Origin of the sequence: Christiangramia aestuarii, assembly GCF_009735585.1 — a bacterium.
Classification (GTDB): Bacteria; Bacteroidota; Bacteroidia; order Flavobacteriales; family Flavobacteriaceae; genus Christiangramia; species Christiangramia aestuarii.
The window spans coordinates 90123-110680 of sequence record NZ_VJVW01000002.1 but is presented as its reverse complement, the minus strand read 5'-3'; the positions used below and the strand labels follow the sequence as shown (position 1 = coordinate 110680).

The window sequence follows — 20558 nt, the reverse complement described above, 5'->3', positions numbered from 1 at the left end:
ATTATTAATTTTAAAGCCTTTCAATAATAAAATACATGAATAATAAAATTTTCATTATAGTCCTTATGATTACTTTCTTTAATTCCGCATTTATTTATGCCCAGGAATCAGCCCTGGAAAAGAGTGCGATAGAGTATCAACAGGAACTGAACAGGGAGTTCGCAGATCCTGAAGAGACACCCCTTGAAGAAAAGGATCTGAAGGAATTCGAAGGTCTTGATTTTTTCCCGGTGGATCCAGCCTATATCGTAAAGGCTGAATTCCTGAGAACCCCGGCGGAACCTCCCTTTGCCATGAAAACCAGCACCGACAGGCTACCCATATATGTAAAATACGGGGAACTGTATTTCGAATTGAAAGGGAAGGAGATGAAGCTGAATGTCTACCAGAACCAGGACCTGGTGCAGGACCCGGAATATTTTGATTACCTGTTCCTGCCTTTTACAGATCTTACCAATGGAAAGGCTACCTATGGTGGCGGCAGGTATATAGATATGAGGATCCCAGAATCTGATGAGGTGATCCTTGATTTCAATAAAGCCTATAATCCTTACTGCGCATATAGCGGGAAATATTCCTGTCCCGTTCCGCCGGAAGAGAATAACCTGCAGGTAGAGATAGAAGCCGGGGTTAAAACCTATAAAAAGCATTAAAAAAAGGAGCGTTTAATACGCTCCTTTTTCAGTTTAACTTAACCAACTTTAGAATTAGTGTTGCTTTAATCCAAAATCTGGATAGGCATCCATTCCATGCTCGTGAATGTCCAGGCCTTCAGTTTCCTCTTTAGACGAAACCCTGATTCCGATTGTCTTCTTCAGCGGATAGAAGATCAGGAAGGAACCAAGAATACAAACTATGGCATAACAGCCAACGCCTATTAACTGGGTAACGAACTGGTCCACTCCGGCCAGGTTTCCGAAGATCCCAACGGCAAGTGTACCCCAGATTCCGCAAATAAGGTGAACGGCCACGGCTCCAACTGGATCGTCTAATCTTATCCTGTCTATTAAGGCCACCCCGAACACGATGATTGCTCCTGCTACGGCGCCAATTAAAATGGCATCTGTAGGTGACATCTGGTCGGCACCTGCGGTAATTCCTACCAGGCCGCCCAGGATCCCGTTAAGGAACATAGTGATATCATAATTCTTGTATCGCACCGAAGAAACTATGAAAGAAGAAACCCCTCCTGCGGCAGCTGCCAGGCAGGTGGTAACCAGCGTAAGAGAAGTTAATTCCGGGTCTGCTGAAAGTACAGATCCGCCGTTAAAGCCAAACCATCCTAACCATAATATGAGCACCCCGGCGGTGGCAAATGGCATATTGTGTCCCGGGAATGCCCCGATCTTGCCATCCTTGAACTTTCCGATCCTTGCACCAAGCAGCCATATGGCTACCAGCGCGGCCCATCCTCCTACAGAATGTACCAGGGTAGAGCCGGCAAAATCATAGAATCCCATTTCGTCAAGGAATCCGCCGCCCCATTTCCAGGAACCGGCGATAGGGTATACAAGGCCAATATAAAGAACTACGAAAATGAAAAAGCTGTTGAGTTTGATCCTTTCGGCTACCGCTCCAGACACAATGGTAGCCGCCGTTGCGGCGAACATTCCCTGGAATAGAAAATCTGTCCAATAGGTATAACCTTCATTATAGGCAAGATCCAGTGAGCCGTCTGCTATTGGGCTGCTTAGACCAAAGCCGGCGAAACCCAGAAACCCGTTGAATTCACCGGGGTACATCAGGTTAAAGCCAAGCAGGCAATAAAGCAGTAGGCCCATGGTGATAATAAAGAGGTTCTTGAAAAGTATGTTGATAGTATTCTTCTGCCTGGTTAGGCCGATCTCCAGAAATGCAAAACCAAGGTGCATAAAAAAGACCAGGCCCGTACAGATCATCATCCATATATTATTTACTGTAAGTAAGCTATCCATAATAATTTTGTTAGTTGATTCTTGGTTCTACTTTAAAGACTCTGCGCCTTTCTCCTTCGTCCTAATCCTGTATGCCTCATCGATTGTAGAAACAAAGATCTTCCCGTCCCCAACCTTACCTGTGTAGGCAGATTCGAGCAGGGTGTCTATGGTTTTCTCTAAAAATGAATCGGTCACCACGATAGAGAGATATCTTCTCTGGATATCGGCCGTACTGTAGCTTACACCACGGTAAACATGGCCAATTTTTTCGTTTCCTATCCCGGTAACGTCCCAGTAGCTAAAGAATGTAACTCCTATTTCGTGAAGTGCTTCCTTGGTTTGATCGAATTCTGATTTACGAATGATCGCTTCAATTTTTTTCATAATTAAAATTTGATAACGGATGCAAATTTATAAAAATCACTTAAAAAACCCCTGTGTTGAAGGGGTGGTCTTACGTGAATTATTATATGAATAAAAAACACCCCTAAAAAATTAGGGGTATGTATTTAAAATTAAAATAATTTAGAATTTGATATTCTGTTCAGTGATCAGAACAGTTTCGAGATGAGAATTCCCAGAAAAACAGCAATAATTCCCAGGATAAGACTTCCGAAGAAATAAACAGAAAAGCTTAAATAATCTCCAGATTTGATAAGCGAATAATTTTCAAAGGAAAATGTGGAAAAGGTGGTGAAACCTCCGCAAAAGCCCACTGCCAGTAAAAGGTTGGTCGGGCTGTTGAGCGTATTGGATTTGATGGCCCAGCCCAAAGTCATTCCCAGTATCAGGCTTCCCAGAATATTTACCAGGAAAGTACCATAAGGTAAAAGCTGGCCGGCGTTCAAATACTTGCTGAGGAGGTATCTTAGGCTACTGCCAAGACCACCCCCTATAAAAACAAGTATTAGGTTTTTTATCATGGTTTCGCCGTGGTTTGTTTTTGAAGCGGTATATAGATATGCGTGATCCATTTAGCCGGGTTGGCCACATCTTCTGGTCCCGCAGCGTATACTTCAAAAGGCTGTGAAGTATCGTCGGCGCTAAGACCATTTTCCTCGAGGTAGCGATAGGCTGAATCCCAGGCTTCTTTCAGGTTTTTGTAATCTCCCTTAAGGGTGGTCTTTAAAGTTCGCTGGTTAGGCATAAATCCTGTAAGTACTGTGCTTTCAGCCGGGGTCACCACTTCGCTTGGAGTAAAGTAACCGGCAGAATAGATCGCTGTCCCTGCTTCCTCGTTCCATTGGTTATAAAGAACGAAAGGACTGCCTATTTTTTCGATTCCGTTTTCATCCATGTAGTTACCTACCTCGGTGATCATCTTCGGCATTCTATCGGTGACCTGGCTTATTTTGCTGGCCGTGGTCACATACATATAATAACCGCCGCCATGCTGGGTGATGCCATCTATATTGATGGAGTAGGTTTCCATTTTCCTTTTTAAAGCTTCTTCAAGGTTGTCCAAACCTTTTTTGAACATGGGTTGCATCATTTCAGATAGGCTTTGCTCCTGGAAGGTGAAGGCGGCCTTTTCCATGAAGCTTTGTTCCCCTTTCATTCCCCAGACCACCAGGGTACTGTCTCCGCGTTCCTGAAATTCCCAGTAAACATCGCTGGTAGACTCTCCAAAAGGTGTTTTAAAAGTGATCTCCTGGTCTATGCTCGTATAGGGATTAGATTTGACATTGGTTATACTGCCATCTCCCATTTCTTCACTGCTCCATGAATAAGAAGCGCCCTCTCCGCTGGTCTTTTCGCCATAATTGATGATCATATCTGTAGCCTCGGCAGACCAGGGTTCCCAGTTTTTCCAGGTGGTAAAATCGTTCACTTCATTAAAGGCCACTTGCTGAGGAGCGGCGATCATTTGCTTTTGTTCAACCTGGAATTTCCCGTCTTTGGTAGCTATATAGATAGATGCTCCAATAATGAATATCAAAAGAAGGAAAAAGAGGTACTTGAAAATTTTCATGTTTGGTTAGATTAGTAGCTGCTAATATAAAGAAATTAGAAAATCGGGCGTAAGTTAATTCCTATAGGCTAATGATTCAGCCTGGTTTTGATTAAAAACAGCAGCAGGATAAAAATGATAAAACCTACAAGGACATATACGCTGCCCCTGTAATATTTCTTATGAAGCTTGATATCTTTCCTGTAACTAAAAATCATCACAATGATAAAAGCGACGACAAAGAAGGCTGCGAAGATCAATTGACCGGTAGAAAACATTTTGGTTATTTTTACGCAAAGTTAACTTTTTAAAGCTTGATGCCATATGAAGAATAAAATTGCTGCCGTAAAAGAGTTTCATTCCGCCTTTGGACTTGGGATACAGGAAAAGCCTGTAGCGAACCTTGGTGAGGCCAAGAACCTACTTAGGTATAACTTAATGAAGGAAGAAAACGAGGAATACCTGGAAGCAGCCAAGAATAATGATCTTACTGAAGTGGCAGATGCGCTGGGCGATATGCTTTATATTCTTTGCGGAACTATCATAGAACACGGGATGCAGCATAAGATAGAGGAGGTTTTTAACGAGATACAGTCCAGTAATATGAGCAAGCTGGGGGCAGATGGAAAACCTATCTACCGGGAAGACGGAAAAGTGCTGAAAGGCCCGAATTACTTTAAACCAGATATTGATAGCATCCTGGAAAAGTAGCCCTATCTGTTTCAGGCCATAAGGCAGACCTCTATTAAAGTTGTCAAAAAAAAGATCCCGGCATGCCGGGATCTATATCTAATATTTTAGTGGGTTTATTTTACTTCGTATCTCCAGCCAAACTTATCTTCTGCTTCATTATACTGTATCTTCATCAATTTATCCTTAAAGAACTTAGCGTAGGAATCTTCAAGTTTTGGAAGTTCAAATTTCTGATCCTTATAACCAAATCCTACGATAGGATTAATTACGGTAGCTGTACCTGAACCAAACATTTCTTTTAATTCACCTTTTTCGGCAGCTTCTACAACTTCTTTTACGCTTACCCTTCTAACTTCTGTTTCAATATTGAATTCTTCGGCCAGGGTTAGCACACTTTTCCTGGTAACTCCATCTAGGATCCTGTCGTTGGTAGGAGCAGTGATAAGCTTGTCGCCTATTCTGAAGAAAATATTCATGGTACCGGCTTCCTCAAGGTAGTCGTGAGTATTGGCATCTGTCCAGATGATCTGCTGGAAACCTTCCTCCTTGGCCAGGTTAGTAGGATAGAATTGGGCTCCGTAATTCCCGGCTGCCTTGGCGAATCCAACTCCGCCATCTGCGGCACGGCTAAACTTTTCTGAAAATTTCACCCTTACTTCGCCGCTGTAATATGACTGAGCAGGTGAGCAAATGATCATAAATTTATATTCTTTAGCTGCAGATGCAGAAACTCCTGCTTCAGTAGCGATCACAAACGGTCTTATATAAAGGCTGTTCCCAAATCCTTTTTTGATCCAGTCCTTGTCCAGTTTTAGTAATTCTTCAAGCGCGTTGAAGAAATATTCTTTTGGGAATTCAGGAATGGCAAGTCTTTTACTGGATTTATTGATCCTTTCAAAGTTCTGGTCTGGCCTGAAGAGCCAGATCTTTTCATCCTTATCCTTGTAAGCCTTCATTCCTTCGAAAACTGCCTGCCCGTAGTGGAAAACCCTCGCTGAAGGTTCCAGCGAAAGGGGTCCGTAAGGCTTGATAACAGGAGTCTGCCATTCACCATCTTTAAAATCGCACTCCATCATATGATCTGTAAAAACCTGCCCGAATACAAGATTGTCAAAATTGGTATCGTTTATTTTAGAATTGGGAGATCTTTGTATGTCTATCATTGATGTGAGATTTTTCATAGTTAATAAGATAAGCAACAAATTTACCTAATTAAAAGCAGAATCAAAATCTAAACTTTTGGTAAATTTGAGCTTTCATGCCTTATAATACCCGTATACTATGAAAATTCACTTCTTACTTCTTGCTTTATCGGTTTGCCTAATTTCCTGTAAACAGTCTAATCCTGAAAAGAATTCAGAGCTTGCTTTGTTAGAGACCAGCCAGGATAATTATAAAAGCTTTGGCGAGGAGATCTCGCCTGCCAACGCTCTTAACGCCGCACAGATGAAAGCTGAATACGCCTCTCTGAAGCCTGGAGACAGCATCAAGGCCAAGTTCAGGACCACGGTGAATTCGGTATGTAAAATGAAGGGCTGCTGGATGACTTTGGAACTGCCAGAGGAAGATAACGATCCCATGGTGAAGTTCAGGGATTACGCTTTCTTTGTACCCAAAGATATTGAAGGCAGGGAAGTGATCGTGGAAGGTGTCGCATTTATGGAAGAAACCTCGGTTGAAGATCAAAAACATTATGCTGAAGATGCAGGCAGATCTAAAGAGGAGATCGCTGCGATCACTGAAGTTAAGAGATCCCCGGCTTTCCTGGCGATAGGTGTACTATTAAAAGAATAATTTGGAACGAAAGATCATAAAAACCGGTGACGGTTCGGTAACCATTCATTTGCCTGAATGGGACGAACAATATCACTCCAAACACGGAGCGGTGCAGGAGGCAAGGCATGTTTTCCTGAAGATGGGCCTGCATCATTTTTTGGAGAATAATGATAAAGAAGTATTATCCATACTTGAAATTGGTTTTGGCACCGGCCTGAATGCGTTTCTTACTTTTTTGGAGGCCGAAAAGCTTCAGAAAAATATCTACTATACTGGAGTTGAAGCCTATCCTGTTGCTTTAGAGGAAGTAGCACTGCTCAACTACCCGGAGGCCTGTGACGCAGAAGAAAAAGCAGATTTTTTCAGGAAACTCCATTCAACTGAATGGGAAAAAAGCTCAAAGATCTCGTCATATTTTAGCCTGGAAAAACAGGAGAAGAAGTTCTCTGAGATCGAGGACGAAGCTTTATATGACCTCATTTATTTTGATGCCTTTGGAGCCAGGGTTCAACCCGATCTCTGGACCGAAGAAATATTCAGCATCATGTACCGCACCCTGAAAGAGAATGGTGTGCTGGTAACCTATGCCGCCAAGGGAAGCGTACGCAGGGCCATGATCGCGACGGGCTTCCAGGTAGAAAAATTACCCGGCCCACCGGGAAAACGAGAAATGTTAAGGGCTGTTAAATCTTCGAATAAAAGCCGTTAAACCTCTCAAAAAAATAAGCTATAGCCGTGCGCTCTTATTATCTTAACAAGAAAAACCAAGGATGCGGATATTGATTACAGGTGCTACAGGACTCATTGGCTCAAAACTTAGCGAAATGTGTCGCGAAAAGGGTATCAAGGTTAATTATCTAACTACCAGTAAATCCAAGATCGAAAAGAAAGATGATTACCAGGGTTTTTACTGGGATCCTAAAGAAGACAGGATAGAAGAGGGCTGCCTCGAAGGTGTGCGCACCATCGTTCACCTGGCCGGTGCCAGTATCGCTGAGCCCTGGTCCCAGTCTTATAAGCGTACCATAATTAAAAGCCGTACCGAAACTGCTGCACTGCTATATAAAACGCTGGAGAATTCTACCCACCAGGTAGAGAATTTCATTTCGGCCAGTGCTATAGGGGTATATCCCAGTTCCCTGGAGAAATTATATTTTGAAGATGATAAGGCTAAAGCCGATAATTTTGTAGGTGAGGTAGTTAGGAAATGGGAATCCGCAGCAGACCAGTTCGAAAAGCAGGGTATAGATGTGGCCAAAATAAGGGTGGGTCTCGTGCTCGCGGAAAATGGAGGAATGCTGGAAAAGATCAAAAAACCTATTTCCCTGAACATGGGTGCAGCCCTGGGTAGTGGCAAGCAATGGCAATCCTGGATACATATTAAAGACCTGGCCGGGATCTTCCTTTTCGCAATAGAGAATCAGCTTACCGGAATTTATAATGCCGTGGCCCCGAACCCGGTCACCAATAAAGAGCTGACCAAAGAACTGGCTTCCCAAATGGGGAAATCTATCTGGCTGCCTAATGTGCCGAAATTCGCCCTGAAGGGCCTCTTAGGAGAAATGTCCCAGATCGTGCTTTCCAGCCAGCTGGTAAGTTCCAAAAAGATAGAAGAGTCTGGTTATAATTTTGAATACACCAATCTCTCGAGGGCACTTGGAGATCTAACATAAAAAAAGCCTCGCATTTGCGAGGCTTTTTTCAGATTCAAATTATAAACTAAGCCTTTTTAGCTTTCAGGTTTATCTTAAGTTTTACGTCATCATTGATGAACTTATCACCAAGACCATCAAAAACAGATTTTGAACCATAGTTCACATTCCATTTAGTACGATCTATCGTGAATTCTTCACTGGTGATCTGGATAGTTTCACCATCCTGGGAAATATTTACCGGGAAAGCGATGTTCTTGGTCTCTTCCTTAATAGTAAGATTCCCCTGTAACATAGACTGCCCTTCCTCTTCGGTAATTCCTGTTACTTCAAAAGTAGCCTTTGGGAATTCCTGAACTTTAAAGAAGTCACCTTCCTTACCTTCAACAGTTCCTTTAAGGTGAGCTTCAAGGTTAGCCTTTTCGTCACCTTCAAGATCGGTTACCTCGATAGACTGCATGTCTATTACAAAAGTTCCGCTTTCGATGATGCTGTCGTTAGCTTTGAAAGTTCCGTTAGCCACCTGAATGGTTCCTGTGTGAGCTCCGGTTGGTTTTTCGCCTACCCACTCGATCACAGAAGCCGCGGTGTCTACAGAAAACTCCATGGCTTCAGCCTGGGCTGTAGCTGCTTCTTTTGCTTCAGCAACTTCAGCTTCGTTATTGTTGTTTTTACATCCGGTGATCGCCAGTCCAATACTCGCAATTGCAAATGCATTTAGAAAAATTCTTTTCATCAGGTTAAATTTTAAAAAAGTTTGGCCCCAAAAGTAAGAGGAAAAGGCTTCGTCGTTTCATAATTTTTTATTAAAAATATCTTGTGACATTTTGACATTTTAAACTAATTGGCAGTGATTTTGACCAGAAGTGCGTGTAAGTAAATTTTAAAGAAATGAGTCGAAAAGAAGATAAAGTTAAAGACGAACATAAAGACGTTAAAGATCAGGTTGAAGAGGCGATGGAAGAGGCTATCGATGAGGTAGGTGCTAATGGAGAGAATGCAGATGAACAGCCAGATTCGAAAGAACAGGAACTTACCGAGGAGGAAGCATTAAAAGAAGACCTTCAGAAAGAAAAGGATAAATTCCTGAGACTTTTCGCTGAATTTGAAAATTATAAAAGACGTACTTCCAAAGAAAGGCTGGAACTTTTTAAAACTGCCAATCAGGAAGTAATGACAGCTATGCTGCCTGTTATGGACGATTTTGACAGGGCAATGAACGAGCTGAAAAAATCTGGTGACGAAAACCTGCTGAAAGGGATCGAACTAATTCACAACAAACTCAAGGAAACCCTTAAGGCGAAAGGCCTGGAGAGAATGACCATCGAGCAGGGTGATGATTTTGATTCTGAAGTACACGAAGCTATTACCCAGGTTCCTGCACCTTCAGATAAGCTTAAAGGCAAGATTGTTGATGTAGTAGAGCCCGGATACAAACTTGGGGAAAGAATCATTAGATACCCAAAAGTAGTTACCGGAAAATAAGAGTCGCTTTTACAAAATTTGTAAAAACCCAACATGAAAGAAGATTATTACGAAATATTAGGCGTAAGTAAGGACGCTTCGGCAGCCGAAATCAAGAAGGCATATCGAAAAATGGCATTGAAATATCACCCAGATAAAAATCCGGGCGATTCGAAGGCTGAAGATATGTTCAAAAAATCTGCGGAAGCCTATGAAGTATTAGGAAATCAGGAAAAGCGAGCCAAATATGACCGATTTGGTCACCAGGCTTTTGATGGCAGTGGTGGCTTTGGCGGAGGTGGAATGAATATGGACGACATCTTCAGCCAGTTTGGAGATATCTTTGGAGGTGGCTTTGGAGGTGGATTCTCCGGCTTTGGTGGCGGCTTTGGCGGTGGCCAGCGTCGTGCCAAGGGAAGTAACCTGAGAATTCGTGTAAGCCTTAACCTGGAAGAGATCGCGAATGGTTGTGAGAAAAAGATCAAGGTGAAACGCAAGGTCCAGGCTTCTGGAACTACCTATAAAACCTGTACTACCTGTAATGGTACCGGGCAGGTAACCCGAGTGACCAATACCATTCTTGGTAGAATGCAAACCGCTTCTCCCTGTACCACTTGTGGAGGTAGCGGCCAGATAATAGATAAAAAACCAGAAGGAGCCGATGCTCAAGGACTGGTAATGCAGGAAGAGACCGTATCTATCAAGATCCCGGCAGGGGTAGAAGATGGAATGCAGTTAAAAGTTTCCGGTAAGGGTAATGACGCTCCTGGAAATGGTATTCCTGGAGACCTGCTGGTAGCGATCGAGGAAAAGGAGCATCCTAGCTTACAAAGAGAAGGGGATAACCTGCACTACGATCTTTATATTACTTTTTCTGAAGCAGCGCTCGGTACTTCTAAGGAGATCGACACTGTTACCGGTAAGGTCAGGATCAAGATCGAAGAAGGAGTTCAGTCTGGAAAAATTTTAAGACTTCGAGGCAAAGGGATTAGCAGTATCAATGGATATGGCAAGGGAGACCTGCTGGTACATGTAAATGTATGGACGCCAAAGACCCTTTCTCGCGAACAGAAAGACTTTTTTGAAAGGATGGCCGAGGATGATAATTTCCAGCCAAATCCTGAAAAAAGTGATAAATCATTCTTTGAAAAAGTTAAAGATATGTTTTCTTAAAAAGGCCATTTTAAGAAAAAATTTATATATTTGAGAATCACTAAGTCTTTTAGTGATAATTTTTCTTTTTCATAGCAATTTTTTTCCCATCCTTAATTCAATTAAGGGTGGGTTTTGTTTTTTAGGGTAAAACCGAAAATTATAAAATCTTCTTAATCGCCTAAAACTCTCTGCCTATTTCTATATCTTTAACATTTCTCAAATGTTTCTATGGAAAATCTTTTGGTTGCAGAAAATGTCTACAAACGATTCGGAAATTTTACTGCACTCAACAATGTTTCAATAAATATTCCCAAAGAAAGTATTTTTGGTCTGTTAGGGCCTAACGGCGCCGGAAAGACCACATTTCTTCGAATTATCAACCAGATCACCATGCCAGACGAGGGCGAGATATACCTCGATGGCAGGCCTTTGCAACCAGATGATATTGCCCATATAGGATATTTGCCCGAAGAACGAGGGCTGTACAAATCCATGAAAGTAGGAGAGCAGGCATTATACCTTGCCCGTCTAAAGGGATTGAGCAGGGCCGAGGCAAAAGAGCGTCTTAATTACTGGTTTAAAAGACTGGATATAGAGGCCTGGTGGGATAAGAAGATACAGGAGCTGTCCAAGGGAATGGCCCAAAAGGTACAATTTGTCATAACCGTATTGCACCGGCCAAAATTACTCATCTTCGACGAGCCTTTTAGTGGCTTTGACCCTGTAAACGCTAATCTTATCAAGGACGAGATCCTTCAGCTTAAAAAAGAGGGAGCTACCATACTTTTCTCTACCCATAGGATGGAGAGCGTTGAAGAACTTTGTGAATATATCGCCCTTATCCATAAATCCAACAAGCTTCTTGACGGAAGGGTTTCCGATATAAAGAAAGAATATAAATCCAATACTTTTGAAGTGGGACTGCATGCCCAGGATGAAGAGACGCTTTTGAGGGAACTTGAAGAAAAATTCCAGACGGGCCCGGCCAGATTTAAAAGTATACAGGACGACCTGAAGATTAGTATCAAGCTAAAAGAGAAGGAATCTTCGAACGACCTGCTGCAGTATTTGCTGTCACGGGCGAGAGTAAATCATTTTGTAGAGGTAATACCTTCTGTAAACGATATCTTTATTAAAACTGTTACTCAAAATGCGTAATCTTCGGCTCATCATAAATAGGGAATACCTGGCTAGGGTAAGGAATAAGACCTTTATCGTCATGACCTTTTTAAGTCCGTTGATCTTTGTGGGGATGATCCTGCTTATTGCTTATTTGAGCATGCTGAACAGTACTGAGCAAAAGATCATCGGGATTCATGACGAAAGCGGAATGTTTGCCGCTGAATTCAAGGATGGCGAGCAGGTGCAGTATTTAGATTATTCTAGCAAGAGCCTGGCAACGGCACGGCAGGAAGTATTGGAAAATGAATATTTTGGTCTTATCCATATTTCCAAGATCGAATCTAGTTTCGGTAAACCTGAGGTCGAATTTTTTGGAAAGGACACCCCTGGGTTTGGAACGGTAGAAAATATTGAAAAGACCATATCAGACAAACTTACCCGTGAGCAGCTTATCGCCAAGGGAATAGATGTTTCTGAAATAGATAAGGCCAGGGCCGACGTTAGCGTACAGATACAGAATTTTGCCGGGGAACAAAGCTCGAAGATGTCTAATTATATCAAGATGTTCTTTGGCGGTGCCGCCGGATACCTGCTCATGATGTTCATAATTATTTACGGGAACATGGTGATGCGCAGCGTGATCGAGGAAAAGACCAACCGTATTATCGAGATCATCGTTTCATCGGTAAAACCTTTTCAGTTATTGTTAGGAAAGGTACTGGGAACCTCGCTGGCCGGGCTAACCCAATTCTCGGTTTGGATCATTTTGGGAACGGTACTTCTCTTTGGTATTTCTTCCTTTTTGGGCATAGATCCTACGGCGGCACGCAGTCCCGCTTCAGCAGGTATAGATAATGCCATGAAACCCGAAATAAACCAGCTGGTGATAGATATACTTAAATTGCCCTATGCCAGCCTGCTGAGCTTTTTCGTCATTTATTTTATTGGAGGCTATTTCCTGTATAGCGCCATCTATGCCGCCATAGGAGCTGCCGTAGATAGCGAGACCGACACCCAGCAATTTATGTTTCCTATTATTCTTCCGCTGATCTTAGGGATCTATGTTGGTTTCTTTTCTGTAGTGGAGAATCCGCACGGAACCGTTTCAACCATATTTTCAATAATCCCCCTTACCTCACCCATAGTGATGTTAATGCGAATTCCTTTCGGGGTGCCGTGGTGGGAAATCGCTATTTCGATTGCTTTATTGATCGCGACCAATTTTGCCGTGCTATGGCTTTCAGCTAAAATATACAGAGTAGGAATTTTGATGTACGGTAAGAAACCAAGTTATAAAGAACTGTATAAATGGCTTAAATATTAAGTATGCAGGACCAAACCACTAAAGAAAAAGTTACCGAGGTAATAGAGCAGGACATCTGGGGCCTTATCAAGGAGATCTGGAATGCCGGCTTTAGTTACAGTATTGGCGGGGAAGACCTAAGGATCACCGTTGGCCTGGTGGTACTTGTGATCCTGGCGTTCCTGGTTACCAGCGTAGTCTTACGGGTTATCAGGTCTTTTATCACTTCCAAGCTGATGGAAGAGGACAAGCTTAAGTTCATAAGTGTCTTTAAGTTCATAAAATATTTTGTTTACCTGACGGTGATCCTCATTACTTTGAGTTCTGCCGGGGTAGATGTGACCATTTTGCTTACCGCCTCTGCCGCGCTGTTCGTGGGACTTGGTCTAGCCTTGCAGGAGCTGTTTCAGGACGTTATAGGCGGGATATTTATCATTCTGGATAAATCACTGCTCGTGGGAGATATCATAGAAATGGACGGCCGCGTGGCCAGGGTTTTCGAGATCAAACTTAGAACTACCCGTGCTCTTACGAGGGACGATAAAGTTATGATCATTCCCAATCATAAATTCATTAGTGATACCGTTTATAATTATACCCAGAACCATAAGACCACCAGGGAAGTGGTAAGAGTGGGAGTTGCTTACGGAAGTGATGTGGAAAAGGTTCGCGAGGTGCTGCTGGAATGTTCCCGTGAGCAGAAGGGTATCCTGAAAAAACCTGAACCCTTCGTTCTTTTTGAAGACTTTGGGGACTCGGCCCTGCTGTTTGGATTACATTTTTATGTTTCAGACAGTTTTGTGGATCCCAAGGTGAAAAGTGAACTCAGGTTCAAGGTGAACAATAAATTCAAACTGAACAATATTACCATTCCGTTCCCGCAGAGAGATGTACATATGTTCTATCCACGGAATGCTGAGAAAACAGAAGAGCTGGAAGGCAATGAGGATTCCTAGATTATTTTTAATTGCCCTAATGATCACTATGGGACCTAATCTGCTCGCCCAATCTACAGATCTGGCGCGGGTAGAATACACCTACTTCCCGCAGAAAAATTCCGATAATTCCTTCAGGAGGTTCAGGGCCCTGGCGGCCTTTCCAATCGCCTTGAAAAAAGAAGGAGCCTACCTGGTGCCGGGAGTGGAATATAGAAATGTAAATTTTAAATATAACGACCCTGAAGCTTTTGAGACCGGCAACCTGGACAGGTTCCAGTCCTTTACCGGGGTGCTTGGATATACCTTTCCGTTCGGGACAGATTGGCGCTTTGGAGCGCAGGCCGGGGTGAAGATAGCCTCAAACTTTTCTGAAGGCTATATTACTAACGGAGATCTTATCTACACCGGCGCGTTCTTCTTTGTGAAAACCAAGGAGAATGAGGAAAACGATAATGCCTGGAGGGTGATCCTTGGATTACAGTATTCTACCACGACAGGATTCCCGTTTCCCTTGCCTATCGTGAATTACTATCGCAGGTGGGACGAAAAGTGGTCTTATACCCTGGGGACCCCTAAATCCAATTTAAAGTATTATTTTAATGACAAACATGAGATCCAGGCTTTCGTGACCCTGGATGGATTTTTTGCGAACGTTCAGAAGAATTTTGATGCCACACCTTCGAACACCGGTAACGATAATATCGTGGATAATATTTCCATGACTGTGGTATTGAGTGGCCTGGGCTACGAGTTCAGTTTAACAGATCATATTAAATTTTACTTTTATGGGGGGCATACCCTAAGGAACGACATCAGGTTGCGCGACAGAGATAACCAGGATGTTTATAATATTAACGAGACTAACACATTTTACGGGAGATCCGGAATAAAATTTACAATATTCTAATGGCAAAGATTTTATTAATAGAAGACGAAGCATCTATCAGAAGGGTTTTAAACAAGATCCTTTCTGAAGAAAGTAAAGACTATGAAGTAACCGAAGCTGAAGACGGGCTTGAAGGCATGGAAAAGGTGAAAAATGAAGATTTTGACCTTATCCTTTGCGATATCAAGATGCCGAAAATGGATGGGGTAGAGGTCTTGGAAGCCGTAAAAAAGATCAAGCCGGAGATCCCGGTAGTGATGATCTCGGGTCACGGCGACCTGGACACGGCGGTAAATACCATGAAAATGGGAGCCTTTGATTATATCTCCAAACCGCCAGATCTTAACCGACTTTTAAATACCGTTCGAAATGCACTGGACAGGAAAGAACTGGTAGTAGAAAATACGAGGCTCAAGAAAAAAGTGAGCAAGAATTATGAAATGATCGGGGAATCTGAAGCCATCAAGAATATAAAGGAAATGATCGAAAAGGTGGCCCACACCGATGCGCGTGTACTGGTTACCGGTCCCAATGGAACAGGGAAAGAACTGGTGGCCCACTGGCTGCACCAGAAAAGCGATCGTTCCAAAGGTCCCATGGTAGAGGTGAACTGTGCCGCGATCCCTTCAGAACTTATAGAAAGTGAGCTTTTTGGACATGTAAAAGGAGCCTTTACCTCTGCCAATAAGGATAGGGCAGGAAAGTTCGAAGCCGCTAACAAGGGAACTATCTTTCTCGATGAGATTGGTGATATGAGCCTTTCAGCCCAGGCCAAGGTTTTGCGTGCCCTGCAGGAAAACAAGATCTCCAGGGTAGGTAGCGATAAAGACATCAAGGTTGATGTGCGGGTTGTGGCAGCAACTAATAAGGATCTGAAAAAGGAGATCGAGGAGAACAATTTCCGTGAAGACCTTTACCACAGGCTAGCGGTCATTCTTATCGAGGTTCCGGCATTAAAGGACCGTAAGGAAGATATTCCTCTACTGGTAGATTATTTTAGCGAGAAGATAGCCAAGGAGCAGGGAACCAATAAAAAAGAATTTACCAAGGGAGCGATAGAAGCCCTGAAGAAAAGCGAATGGCGCGGGAACGTACGTGAACTAAGGAACGTGGTGGAGCGGCTCTTTATACTCGGAGGCAAGGAGATAACCGAAGAGGATGTACAGCTCTTTGGAAGCAGATTCTAGATATTAAAAAACCCGCTTCGGCGGGTTTTTCATTTTATTCTTTCGGCGGATCGTATCTTAAAAAATACATGGTGTCCCCACTGGGGTGATCCCACTCATGGAAAAGATTGAAACCAAATTTTTGATATACGATCGCGTTCTTTCTCATCCGGGTTTCGGCATATAACGGCAGGTTATATAATTTCGCCCTCCTGTAGAACTCATCTTTCATTTCTTTACCTACCTGGGTATCGGCTCCACGCGAATCTTTCAGGATACCCCAGAACCAGCAGTATAGATATTCACCCTCCTGCGGGCGTTGTTTTTTAATATAATCCTGGGTTTTAATGATCTTGTAGGCATTCCTTACCCCGGTAACATTGATCACCAGGCCAAGCTGAGTCCACAGGTCCTTCCAGATATTATTGTCTTTTTTGCTGGTCTTAAAAAGAATAGCGATCCCTTTTTTGTTTTCAGAAACAATAAGGGCGTCCTTTTCAATAGCTTTATCTACCATATGGGTGGCCAGGTACTCGAATCTTTTGTCCCTGTTTCCACCTTTTTTTACCACATCCATTGAAGAAGGGATCTCTTTAAGCAAAGTTGTTACCTTCTCAATGATATCTTTTCTCTCGATTTTATCCAAGCTAATTGTATTTGCCGCGAAGATAAAAAAATTAACTTTTATAAAGATTGTATCTTTAAGCCTATATACTCTGTTATGAAGCAAATAGATCACTCAGATTTTAAAGTGAGCTCTAAGATAGAGCTCTCCAAAACGGCTACCAGGATCGACCTGCAAGCCAACAAAGATGAAATTAAGGATAAGCTGAAGGAAACCAGGAAGGAGCTGGGGGACTGGCAGGATACCCTGTACGCTCACAGCAAGTATGCGGTATTAATATGTTTACAGGGGATGGATACTGCGGGGAAAGACAGCCTTATCAGGGAAGTTTTCAAGGACTTTAATAGCAGGGGAGTGGTGGTGCATAGTTTTAAAACACCTTCAAACAAGGAACTGAAACATGATTTTCTCTGGCGGCACTATATAGCCTTGCCCGAACGCGGCAAGTTCGGGGTGTTTAACAGGACGCATTATGAAAATGTGCTGGTTACCAGGGTTCACCCGGAGTATATTTTGAACGAGAACCTTCCCGGCATTAATAAGGTCGAAGATATAGATGAGGATTTCTGGCAACAGCGCTTTGAGAACATCAGGCAATTCGAAGACCATATCGCAGATAACGGGATGATCATCTTTAAGTTTTTCCTGCACCTTTCAAAAGAAGAGCAGCGGCAACGTTTGCTAAGAAGGCTGGATAAACCGAATAAGAACTGGAAATTTTCACCCGGTGATCTTAAGGAAAGGGCTTTGTGGGGAGAATACCAAAAATGTTACCAGCAAGCCATCAACAATACCTCTACAGAGAAGGCTCCCTGGTACGTGATCCCTGCAGATGATAAACCTACCGCCAGGTACCTCGTGGCGAAAATTCTTTATGACAAACTAACAACCTATAAAGATGTGCAGGAACCCGAACTCGCCCCTGAGATAAGGAAGAATCTTTCCGAATACAGGGAGCTGCTGGGCAAGGAAAAGAATTGAGGCACAGGCTCGCATAAGTAAAAAAAATACTGTTATTTAGCAGCAAAAATTTATTGCAATGAGATCTTTCTGGCTTTGCCTGATCCTGGTTTTTTCGGGATTTGTCGCTACTGCGCAAACAAATAAAATCGATGACTCTCTAAATATTCGGAAGATATATGATATGTCTTTGCTTAACGGGAAAAGTTATTCCTGGCTGGATCATTTATCTAACGAAATTGGCGGAAGACTATCCGGAAGTTATGGAGCAGAGCAGGCCGTGGAATATACCAAGGCAGAACTGGAGAAGCTTGGCCTGGATAAGGTCTGGCTGCAACCGGTAATGGTGCCGAAATGGACACGTGGTGAAAGGGAGTTTGCTTATATCCAAACCGGTCCCGGTGCAACCCGTAACATCAATATCACGGCCCTAGGAGGTTCTGTTGCCACTCCCGAAGGTGGAACCAAAGCTGAGATCATAGAGGTGCAGGGCATTGAACATCTAAAAGAATACGGTCGTGAAAATATTGAAGGTAAGATCGTTTTTTACAACCGTCCCATGCGTGCAGACCATATTCAAACCTTTGAGGCCTATGGTGGTTGTGTAGATCAGCGTTACTCCGGAGCAAAAGAGGCTGCGAAATATGGTGCTGTTGGTGTGATCGTTAGGTCTATGAACCTAAGAATGGACGATTTCCCGCATACAGGTTCCATGAGCTATGGCGACCTGCCGGTTAACCAGAGAATTCCTGCCGCCGCAGTTTCTACCAATGATGCTGAGTATTTGAGCAGTCTGCTCAAGATTCAGAATGACCTTGAAGTATATTTTAGACTGAACTGTGAGCAGCACGAAGATGTACAATCCTATAACGTAATAGGGGAGATCACCGGATCTGAATTTCCTGAAGAGATCATGGTCGTAGGTGGACATCTGGATTCCTGGGATCTTGGAGATGGCTCTCATGACGATGGTGCCGGAGTGGTGCAGTCTATGGAAGTTCTAAGGCTATTCAAGGAAACTGGCTATACGCCGAAAAGGACCATCAGGGTAGTATTGTTCATGAACGAGGAAAATGGCCTGCGTGGCGGTAATAAATATGCCGAAGTAGCTGCCTCTAAAGGCGAGGATCATATTTTTGCCCTGGAAAGCGACGCCGGAGGTTTTACTCCAAGAGGATTCGGAATTACCGCGACAGATGCCCAATATAGTAAGATCCTGAGCTGGAAAGAACTCTTTAAACCTTACCTAATCCATTATTTCGAAAGAGGTGGTGGTGGAGCCGATATTAGTCCGCTGGAAGGAGGGAACACCGTTCTGGCCGGATTGAGACCAGATTCTCAGCGTTATTTCGATTATCACCATGCTGCTAACGATACCTTTGATAAGGTGAACAAAAGGGAACTGGAACTGGGCGCTGCGACCATGGCTTCCCTAATGTATCTGGTAGACAAATATGGCATGGAGAATATCAGCAATGAGACCACAGAAATGCCTGATTAGGTTTCCGTTTCCCTTAAAGAAATTATCTCTTAAATCTTTCAAAGAATTTTAAAGAGGCTACCTTTGCAGACCTAAATTTTAGTTTTGCAGCTATCGGCCTATACCAAAGAATTCGGAAAAAACCTTAATATCGCCTACCCGGTAATGCTTGGCCAGTTGGGTCATGTGATGGTTGGCCTGGTAGATAACCTTATGATAGGTAGGCTTGGAGCCGCACCTTTAGCGGCGGTATCCCTGGGAAACGCCCTGGTTTTTATCGCCATGTCTATGGGTATAGGTTTTTCCTTTGCTATCACTCCGCTTATTGCCGAGGCCGATGGAGCCGATGATCTGGAAGGCGGCAGAAGCTATTTTCATCATGGCCTTATTCTGAGTACCATTAACGGCTTATTATTATTCATTTTACTGCTTATCGCCAAACCTCTTTTGTATTACCTGGATCAGCCGCCGGAGGTAGTGGAGCTGGCCATTCCTTATCTTAATATAGTGGCACTTTCCATGCTGCCCTTGATGGCTTTCCAGGCTTTTAAACAATTTGCCGATGGTCTTTCCCAAACACGCTATGCCATGTATGCCACGCTGCTGGCCAATGTGGTGAACGTGGTCTTTAACTACCTGCTTATTTACGGGATCTGGATATTCCCAAGGCTTGAACTGGAAGGGGCCGCCTGGGGGACGCTTATCTCCAGGTTCTTCATGCTCTGGTTCGTTTGGGAGATTTTGAGAAGAAAATCGAAATTTGCCGAATATTTCAAATGGTCTAAAAAGGAAATGCTGAAATGGACCATCTTCAAACGACTGCTATCCCTGGGGCTTCCCACAGCGCTGCAAATGCTTTTTGAAGTGGCCATATTTACGGGTACCATTTTCCTTGCCGGGAACCTTGGTACCAATTCGCAGGCGGCAAACCAGATCGCCCTCAACCTGGCCTCCATGACCTTTATGATTGCGGTAGGTTTGGGCGTTACGGCGACGATAAGGGTAGGGAACCAGGTAGGATTAAAGCAGTACCGGGAATTGCGCAGGATAGGTTATTCCATCTTCCTGCTCGTATTTTTGATTGAAGCGGTATTCGCCCTTCTCTTTATCCTCCTGAAAGATATTTTACCGGTTTTCTATATAGACAATATTGAAGTGATAAACCTCGCCGCGCAACTATTGATCATCGCAGCGCTATTCCAGTTAAGCGATGGCGTACAGGTGGTGATACTGGGGGCTTTACGCGGACTTCAGGATGTGAAGATTCCCACGGTGATATGTTTTATTTCTTACTGGATCATCGGCTTTCCGGTAAGTTTTTATTTCGGGCAGGCCGAAAGGCTGGGAAGTATGGGGATCTGGCTGGGTCTGCTGGCAGGATTGACATCCTCGGCATTATTGCTATATTTCCGTTTTAATTATTTAAGCCGAAAATTAATTCGAACCAAAGAACCCTTAATAGCTTAAAAGA

Annotated in this window: 23 protein-coding genes; 15 read left to right on the top strand and 8 right to left on the bottom strand. The window is 43.3% G+C overall.

Features of this window, described 5'->3' with window-relative positions; genetic code table 11:
- The first annotated feature begins 35 nt into the window (after window positions 1-35).
- Complete coding sequence (locus tag FLP08_RS04630; RefSeq protein ID WP_156274532.1) at window positions 36-653, top strand: DUF1684 domain-containing protein; 618 nt, start codon at window positions 36-38, stop codon at window positions 651-653.
- A gap of 54 nt (window positions 654-707) precedes the next feature.
- Here FLP08_RS04630 and FLP08_RS04625 read toward each other — a convergent pair whose 3' ends face one another.
- The 5 genes from FLP08_RS04625 to FLP08_RS04605 all read right to left on the bottom strand — a co-directional run bounded on the left by FLP08_RS04625 (window position 708) and on the right by FLP08_RS04605 (window position 4145).
- Window positions 708-1934 carry an ammonium transporter gene (locus tag FLP08_RS04625; RefSeq protein WP_156274530.1) on the bottom strand — a complete coding sequence of 409 codons (1227 nt, stop codon included), beginning with the start codon at window positions 1932-1934 and terminating at the stop codon, window positions 708-710.
- A 27-nt stretch (window positions 1935-1961) separates the two neighbouring features.
- Window positions 1962-2300, bottom strand: coding sequence for a P-II family nitrogen regulator (locus tag FLP08_RS04620; protein WP_156274528.1), 339 nt, complete (start codon window positions 2298-2300; stop codon window positions 1962-1964).
- A 167-nt stretch (window positions 2301-2467) separates the two neighbouring features.
- A complete protein-coding gene (gene crcB, locus FLP08_RS04615; protein WP_341484992.1) occupies window positions 2468-2836 on the bottom strand; it encodes a fluoride efflux transporter CrcB in 369 nt (122 codons plus the stop codon).
- Window positions 2836-3888 (bottom strand): SRPBCC family protein, encoded by a 1053-nt coding sequence (locus tag FLP08_RS04610; RefSeq protein ID WP_156274524.1) that lies wholly within the window; start codon window positions 3886-3888, stop codon window positions 2836-2838. The genes crcB and FLP08_RS04610 overlap by 1 nt, the downstream gene beginning before the upstream one ends.
- 68 nt (window positions 3889-3956) lie before the next feature.
- Window positions 3957-4145, bottom strand: coding sequence for a hypothetical protein (locus FLP08_RS04605; protein WP_156274522.1), 189 nt, complete (start codon window positions 4143-4145; stop codon window positions 3957-3959).
- A gap of 46 nt (window positions 4146-4191) precedes the next feature.
- On the opposite strand from FLP08_RS04605, the gene FLP08_RS04600 reads away from it, so the two are divergent.
- Window positions 4192-4578, top strand: coding sequence for a pyrophosphohydrolase domain-containing protein (locus tag FLP08_RS04600; protein ID WP_156274520.1), 387 nt, complete (start codon window positions 4192-4194; stop codon window positions 4576-4578).
- 95 nt (window positions 4579-4673) lie between these two features.
- On the opposite strand, the gene FLP08_RS04595 is transcribed toward FLP08_RS04600, so the two are convergent.
- Window positions 4674-5741, bottom strand: a complete 1068-nt coding sequence (locus FLP08_RS04595) for a branched-chain amino acid aminotransferase (protein WP_156274518.1) — start codon at window positions 5739-5741, stop codon at window positions 4674-4676.
- A 100-nt stretch (window positions 5742-5841) separates the two neighbouring features.
- On the opposite strand from FLP08_RS04595, the gene FLP08_RS04590 reads away from it, so the two are divergent.
- The 3 genes from FLP08_RS04590 (at window position 5842) to FLP08_RS04580 (ending at window position 8009) form a co-directional block, all read left to right on the top strand.
- Entirely contained in the window at window positions 5842-6354 is a 513-nt protein-coding gene (locus FLP08_RS04590) for a DUF4920 domain-containing protein (protein WP_156274516.1), read from the top strand.
- 1 nt (window position 6355) lies between these two features.
- Entirely contained in the window at window positions 6356-7045 is a 690-nt protein-coding gene (gene mnmC2 / locus FLP08_RS04585; protein ID WP_156274514.1) for a tRNA (5-methylaminomethyl-2-thiouridine)(34)-methyltransferase MnmC2, read from the top strand.
- Window positions 7046-7106: 61 nt separating this feature from the next.
- Window positions 7107-8009: a TIGR01777 family oxidoreductase gene (locus FLP08_RS04580; RefSeq protein WP_156274512.1), complete on the top strand. Its 903-nt coding sequence runs from the start codon at window positions 7107-7109 to the stop codon at window positions 8007-8009.
- 46 nt (window positions 8010-8055) lie between these two features.
- On the opposite strand, the gene FLP08_RS04575 is transcribed toward FLP08_RS04580, so the two are convergent.
- On the bottom strand, window positions 8056-8724 hold the full coding sequence (locus FLP08_RS04575) for a YceI family protein (RefSeq protein ID WP_156274510.1): 669 nt from the start codon (window positions 8722-8724) through the stop codon (window positions 8056-8058).
- Window positions 8725-8879: 155 nt separating this feature from the next.
- On the opposite strand from FLP08_RS04575, the gene FLP08_RS04570 reads away from it, so the two are divergent.
- The 7 genes from FLP08_RS04570 to FLP08_RS04540 all read left to right on the top strand — a co-directional run bounded on the left by FLP08_RS04570 (window position 8880) and on the right by FLP08_RS04540 (window position 16043).
- Entirely contained in the window at window positions 8880-9473 is a 594-nt protein-coding gene (locus FLP08_RS04570) for a nucleotide exchange factor GrpE (protein WP_156274508.1), read from the top strand.
- Window positions 9474-9506: 33 nt separating this feature from the next.
- Window positions 9507-10625, top strand: coding sequence for a molecular chaperone DnaJ (dnaJ, locus tag FLP08_RS04565; protein ID WP_156274506.1), 1119 nt, complete (start codon window positions 9507-9509; stop codon window positions 10623-10625).
- 210 nt (window positions 10626-10835) lie between these two features.
- The gene (locus tag FLP08_RS04560) at window positions 10836-11765 is read left to right on the top strand and encodes an ABC transporter ATP-binding protein (protein ID WP_156274504.1); all 930 of its coding nucleotides are present in this window, start codon (window positions 10836-10838) and stop codon (window positions 11763-11765) included.
- Window positions 11758-13053 (top strand): ABC transporter permease, encoded by a 1296-nt coding sequence (locus FLP08_RS04555; RefSeq protein WP_156274502.1) that lies wholly within the window; start codon window positions 11758-11760, stop codon window positions 13051-13053. The genes FLP08_RS04560 and FLP08_RS04555 overlap by 8 nt, the downstream gene beginning before the upstream one ends.
- Before the next feature lie 2 nt (window positions 13054-13055).
- The gene (locus FLP08_RS04550) at window positions 13056-13988 is read left to right on the top strand and encodes a mechanosensitive ion channel family protein (RefSeq protein WP_156274500.1); all 933 of its coding nucleotides are present in this window, start codon (window positions 13056-13058) and stop codon (window positions 13986-13988) included.
- 19 nt (window positions 13989-14007) lie between these two features.
- Entirely contained in the window at window positions 14008-14877 is an 870-nt protein-coding gene (locus FLP08_RS04545; protein ID WP_238388440.1) for a DUF6268 family outer membrane beta-barrel protein, read from the top strand.
- A complete protein-coding gene (locus tag FLP08_RS04540) occupies window positions 14877-16043 on the top strand; it encodes a sigma-54-dependent transcriptional regulator (RefSeq protein WP_156274495.1) in 1167 nt (388 codons plus the stop codon). Before FLP08_RS04545 ends, FLP08_RS04540 begins: the two co-directional genes overlap by 1 nt.
- A gap of 34 nt (window positions 16044-16077) precedes the next feature.
- On the opposite strand, the gene FLP08_RS04535 is transcribed toward FLP08_RS04540, so the two are convergent.
- Complete coding sequence (locus FLP08_RS04535; RefSeq protein WP_156274493.1) at window positions 16078-16668, bottom strand: hypothetical protein; 591 nt, start codon at window positions 16666-16668, stop codon at window positions 16078-16080.
- 75 nt (window positions 16669-16743) lie between these two features.
- Between FLP08_RS04535 and FLP08_RS04530 the strand changes: the two genes are divergently transcribed.
- The 3 genes from FLP08_RS04530 (at window position 16744) to FLP08_RS04520 (ending at window position 20554) form a co-directional block, all read left to right on the top strand.
- Entirely contained in the window at window positions 16744-17628 is an 885-nt protein-coding gene (locus tag FLP08_RS04530) for a PPK2 family polyphosphate kinase (RefSeq protein WP_156274491.1), read from the top strand.
- A gap of 58 nt (window positions 17629-17686) precedes the next feature.
- Complete coding sequence (locus FLP08_RS04525) at window positions 17687-19108, top strand: M20/M25/M40 family metallo-hydrolase (RefSeq protein WP_156274489.1); 1422 nt, start codon at window positions 17687-17689, stop codon at window positions 19106-19108.
- Window positions 19109-19192: 84 nt separating this feature from the next.
- Window positions 19193-20554 (top strand): MATE family efflux transporter, encoded by a 1362-nt coding sequence (locus tag FLP08_RS04520; RefSeq protein WP_156274487.1) that lies wholly within the window; start codon window positions 19193-19195, stop codon window positions 20552-20554.
- The last annotated feature ends 4 nt before the right edge of the window (window positions 20555-20558 follow it).

Bases quoted from the DNA above. Each gene is read 5' to 3' on its own strand.
- FLP08_RS04610 (WP_156274524.1), bottom strand. From the start codon at position 3,888: ATGAAAATTTTCAAGTACCTCTTTTTCCTTCTTTTGATATTCATTATT.
- FLP08_RS04600 (WP_156274520.1), top strand. From the start codon at position 4,192: ATGAAGAATAAAATTGCTGCCGTAAAAGAGTTTCATTCCGCCTTTGGA.
- FLP08_RS04590 (WP_156274516.1), top strand. From the start codon at position 5,842: ATGAAAATTCACTTCTTACTTCTTGCTTTATCGGTTTGCCTAATTTCC.
- FLP08_RS04525 (WP_156274489.1), top strand. From the start codon at position 17,687: ATGAGATCTTTCTGGCTTTGCCTGATCCTGGTTTTTTCGGGATTTGTC.
- FLP08_RS04550 (WP_156274500.1), top strand. From the start codon at position 13,056: ATGCAGGACCAAACCACTAAAGAAAAAGTTACCGAGGTAATAGAGCAG.
- dnaJ (WP_156274506.1), top strand. From the start codon at position 9,507: ATGAAAGAAGATTATTACGAAATATTAGGCGTAAGTAAGGACGCTTCG.
- FLP08_RS04530 (WP_156274491.1), top strand. From the start codon at position 16,744: ATGAAGCAAATAGATCACTCAGATTTTAAAGTGAGCTCTAAGATAGAG.
- FLP08_RS04575 (WP_156274510.1), bottom strand. From the start codon at position 8,724: ATGAAAAGAATTTTTCTAAATGCATTTGCAATTGCGAGTATTGGACTG.
- FLP08_RS04630 (WP_156274532.1), top strand. From the start codon at position 36: ATGAATAATAAAATTTTCATTATAGTCCTTATGATTACTTTCTTTAAT.
- FLP08_RS04625 (WP_156274530.1), bottom strand. From the start codon at position 1,934: ATGGATAGCTTACTTACAGTAAATAATATATGGATGATGATCTGTACG.
- FLP08_RS04545 (WP_238388440.1), top strand. From the start codon at position 14,008: ATGATCACTATGGGACCTAATCTGCTCGCCCAATCTACAGATCTGGCG.
- FLP08_RS04540 (WP_156274495.1), top strand. From the start codon at position 14,877: ATGGCAAAGATTTTATTAATAGAAGACGAAGCATCTATCAGAAGGGTT.
- FLP08_RS04595 (WP_156274518.1), bottom strand. From the start codon at position 5,741: ATGAAAAATCTCACATCAATGATAGACATACAAAGATCTCCCAATTCT.
- FLP08_RS04580 (WP_156274512.1), top strand. From the start codon at position 7,107: ATGCGGATATTGATTACAGGTGCTACAGGACTCATTGGCTCAAAACTT.
- FLP08_RS04560 (WP_156274504.1), top strand. From the start codon at position 10,836: ATGGAAAATCTTTTGGTTGCAGAAAATGTCTACAAACGATTCGGAAAT.
- FLP08_RS04570 (WP_156274508.1), top strand. From the start codon at position 8,880: ATGAGTCGAAAAGAAGATAAAGTTAAAGACGAACATAAAGACGTTAAA.
- FLP08_RS04605 (WP_156274522.1), bottom strand. From the start codon at position 4,145: ATGTTTTCTACCGGTCAATTGATCTTCGCAGCCTTCTTTGTCGTCGCT.
- FLP08_RS04620 (WP_156274528.1), bottom strand. From the start codon at position 2,300: ATGAAAAAAATTGAAGCGATCATTCGTAAATCAGAATTCGATCAAACC.
- FLP08_RS04555 (WP_156274502.1), top strand. From the start codon at position 11,758: ATGCGTAATCTTCGGCTCATCATAAATAGGGAATACCTGGCTAGGGTA.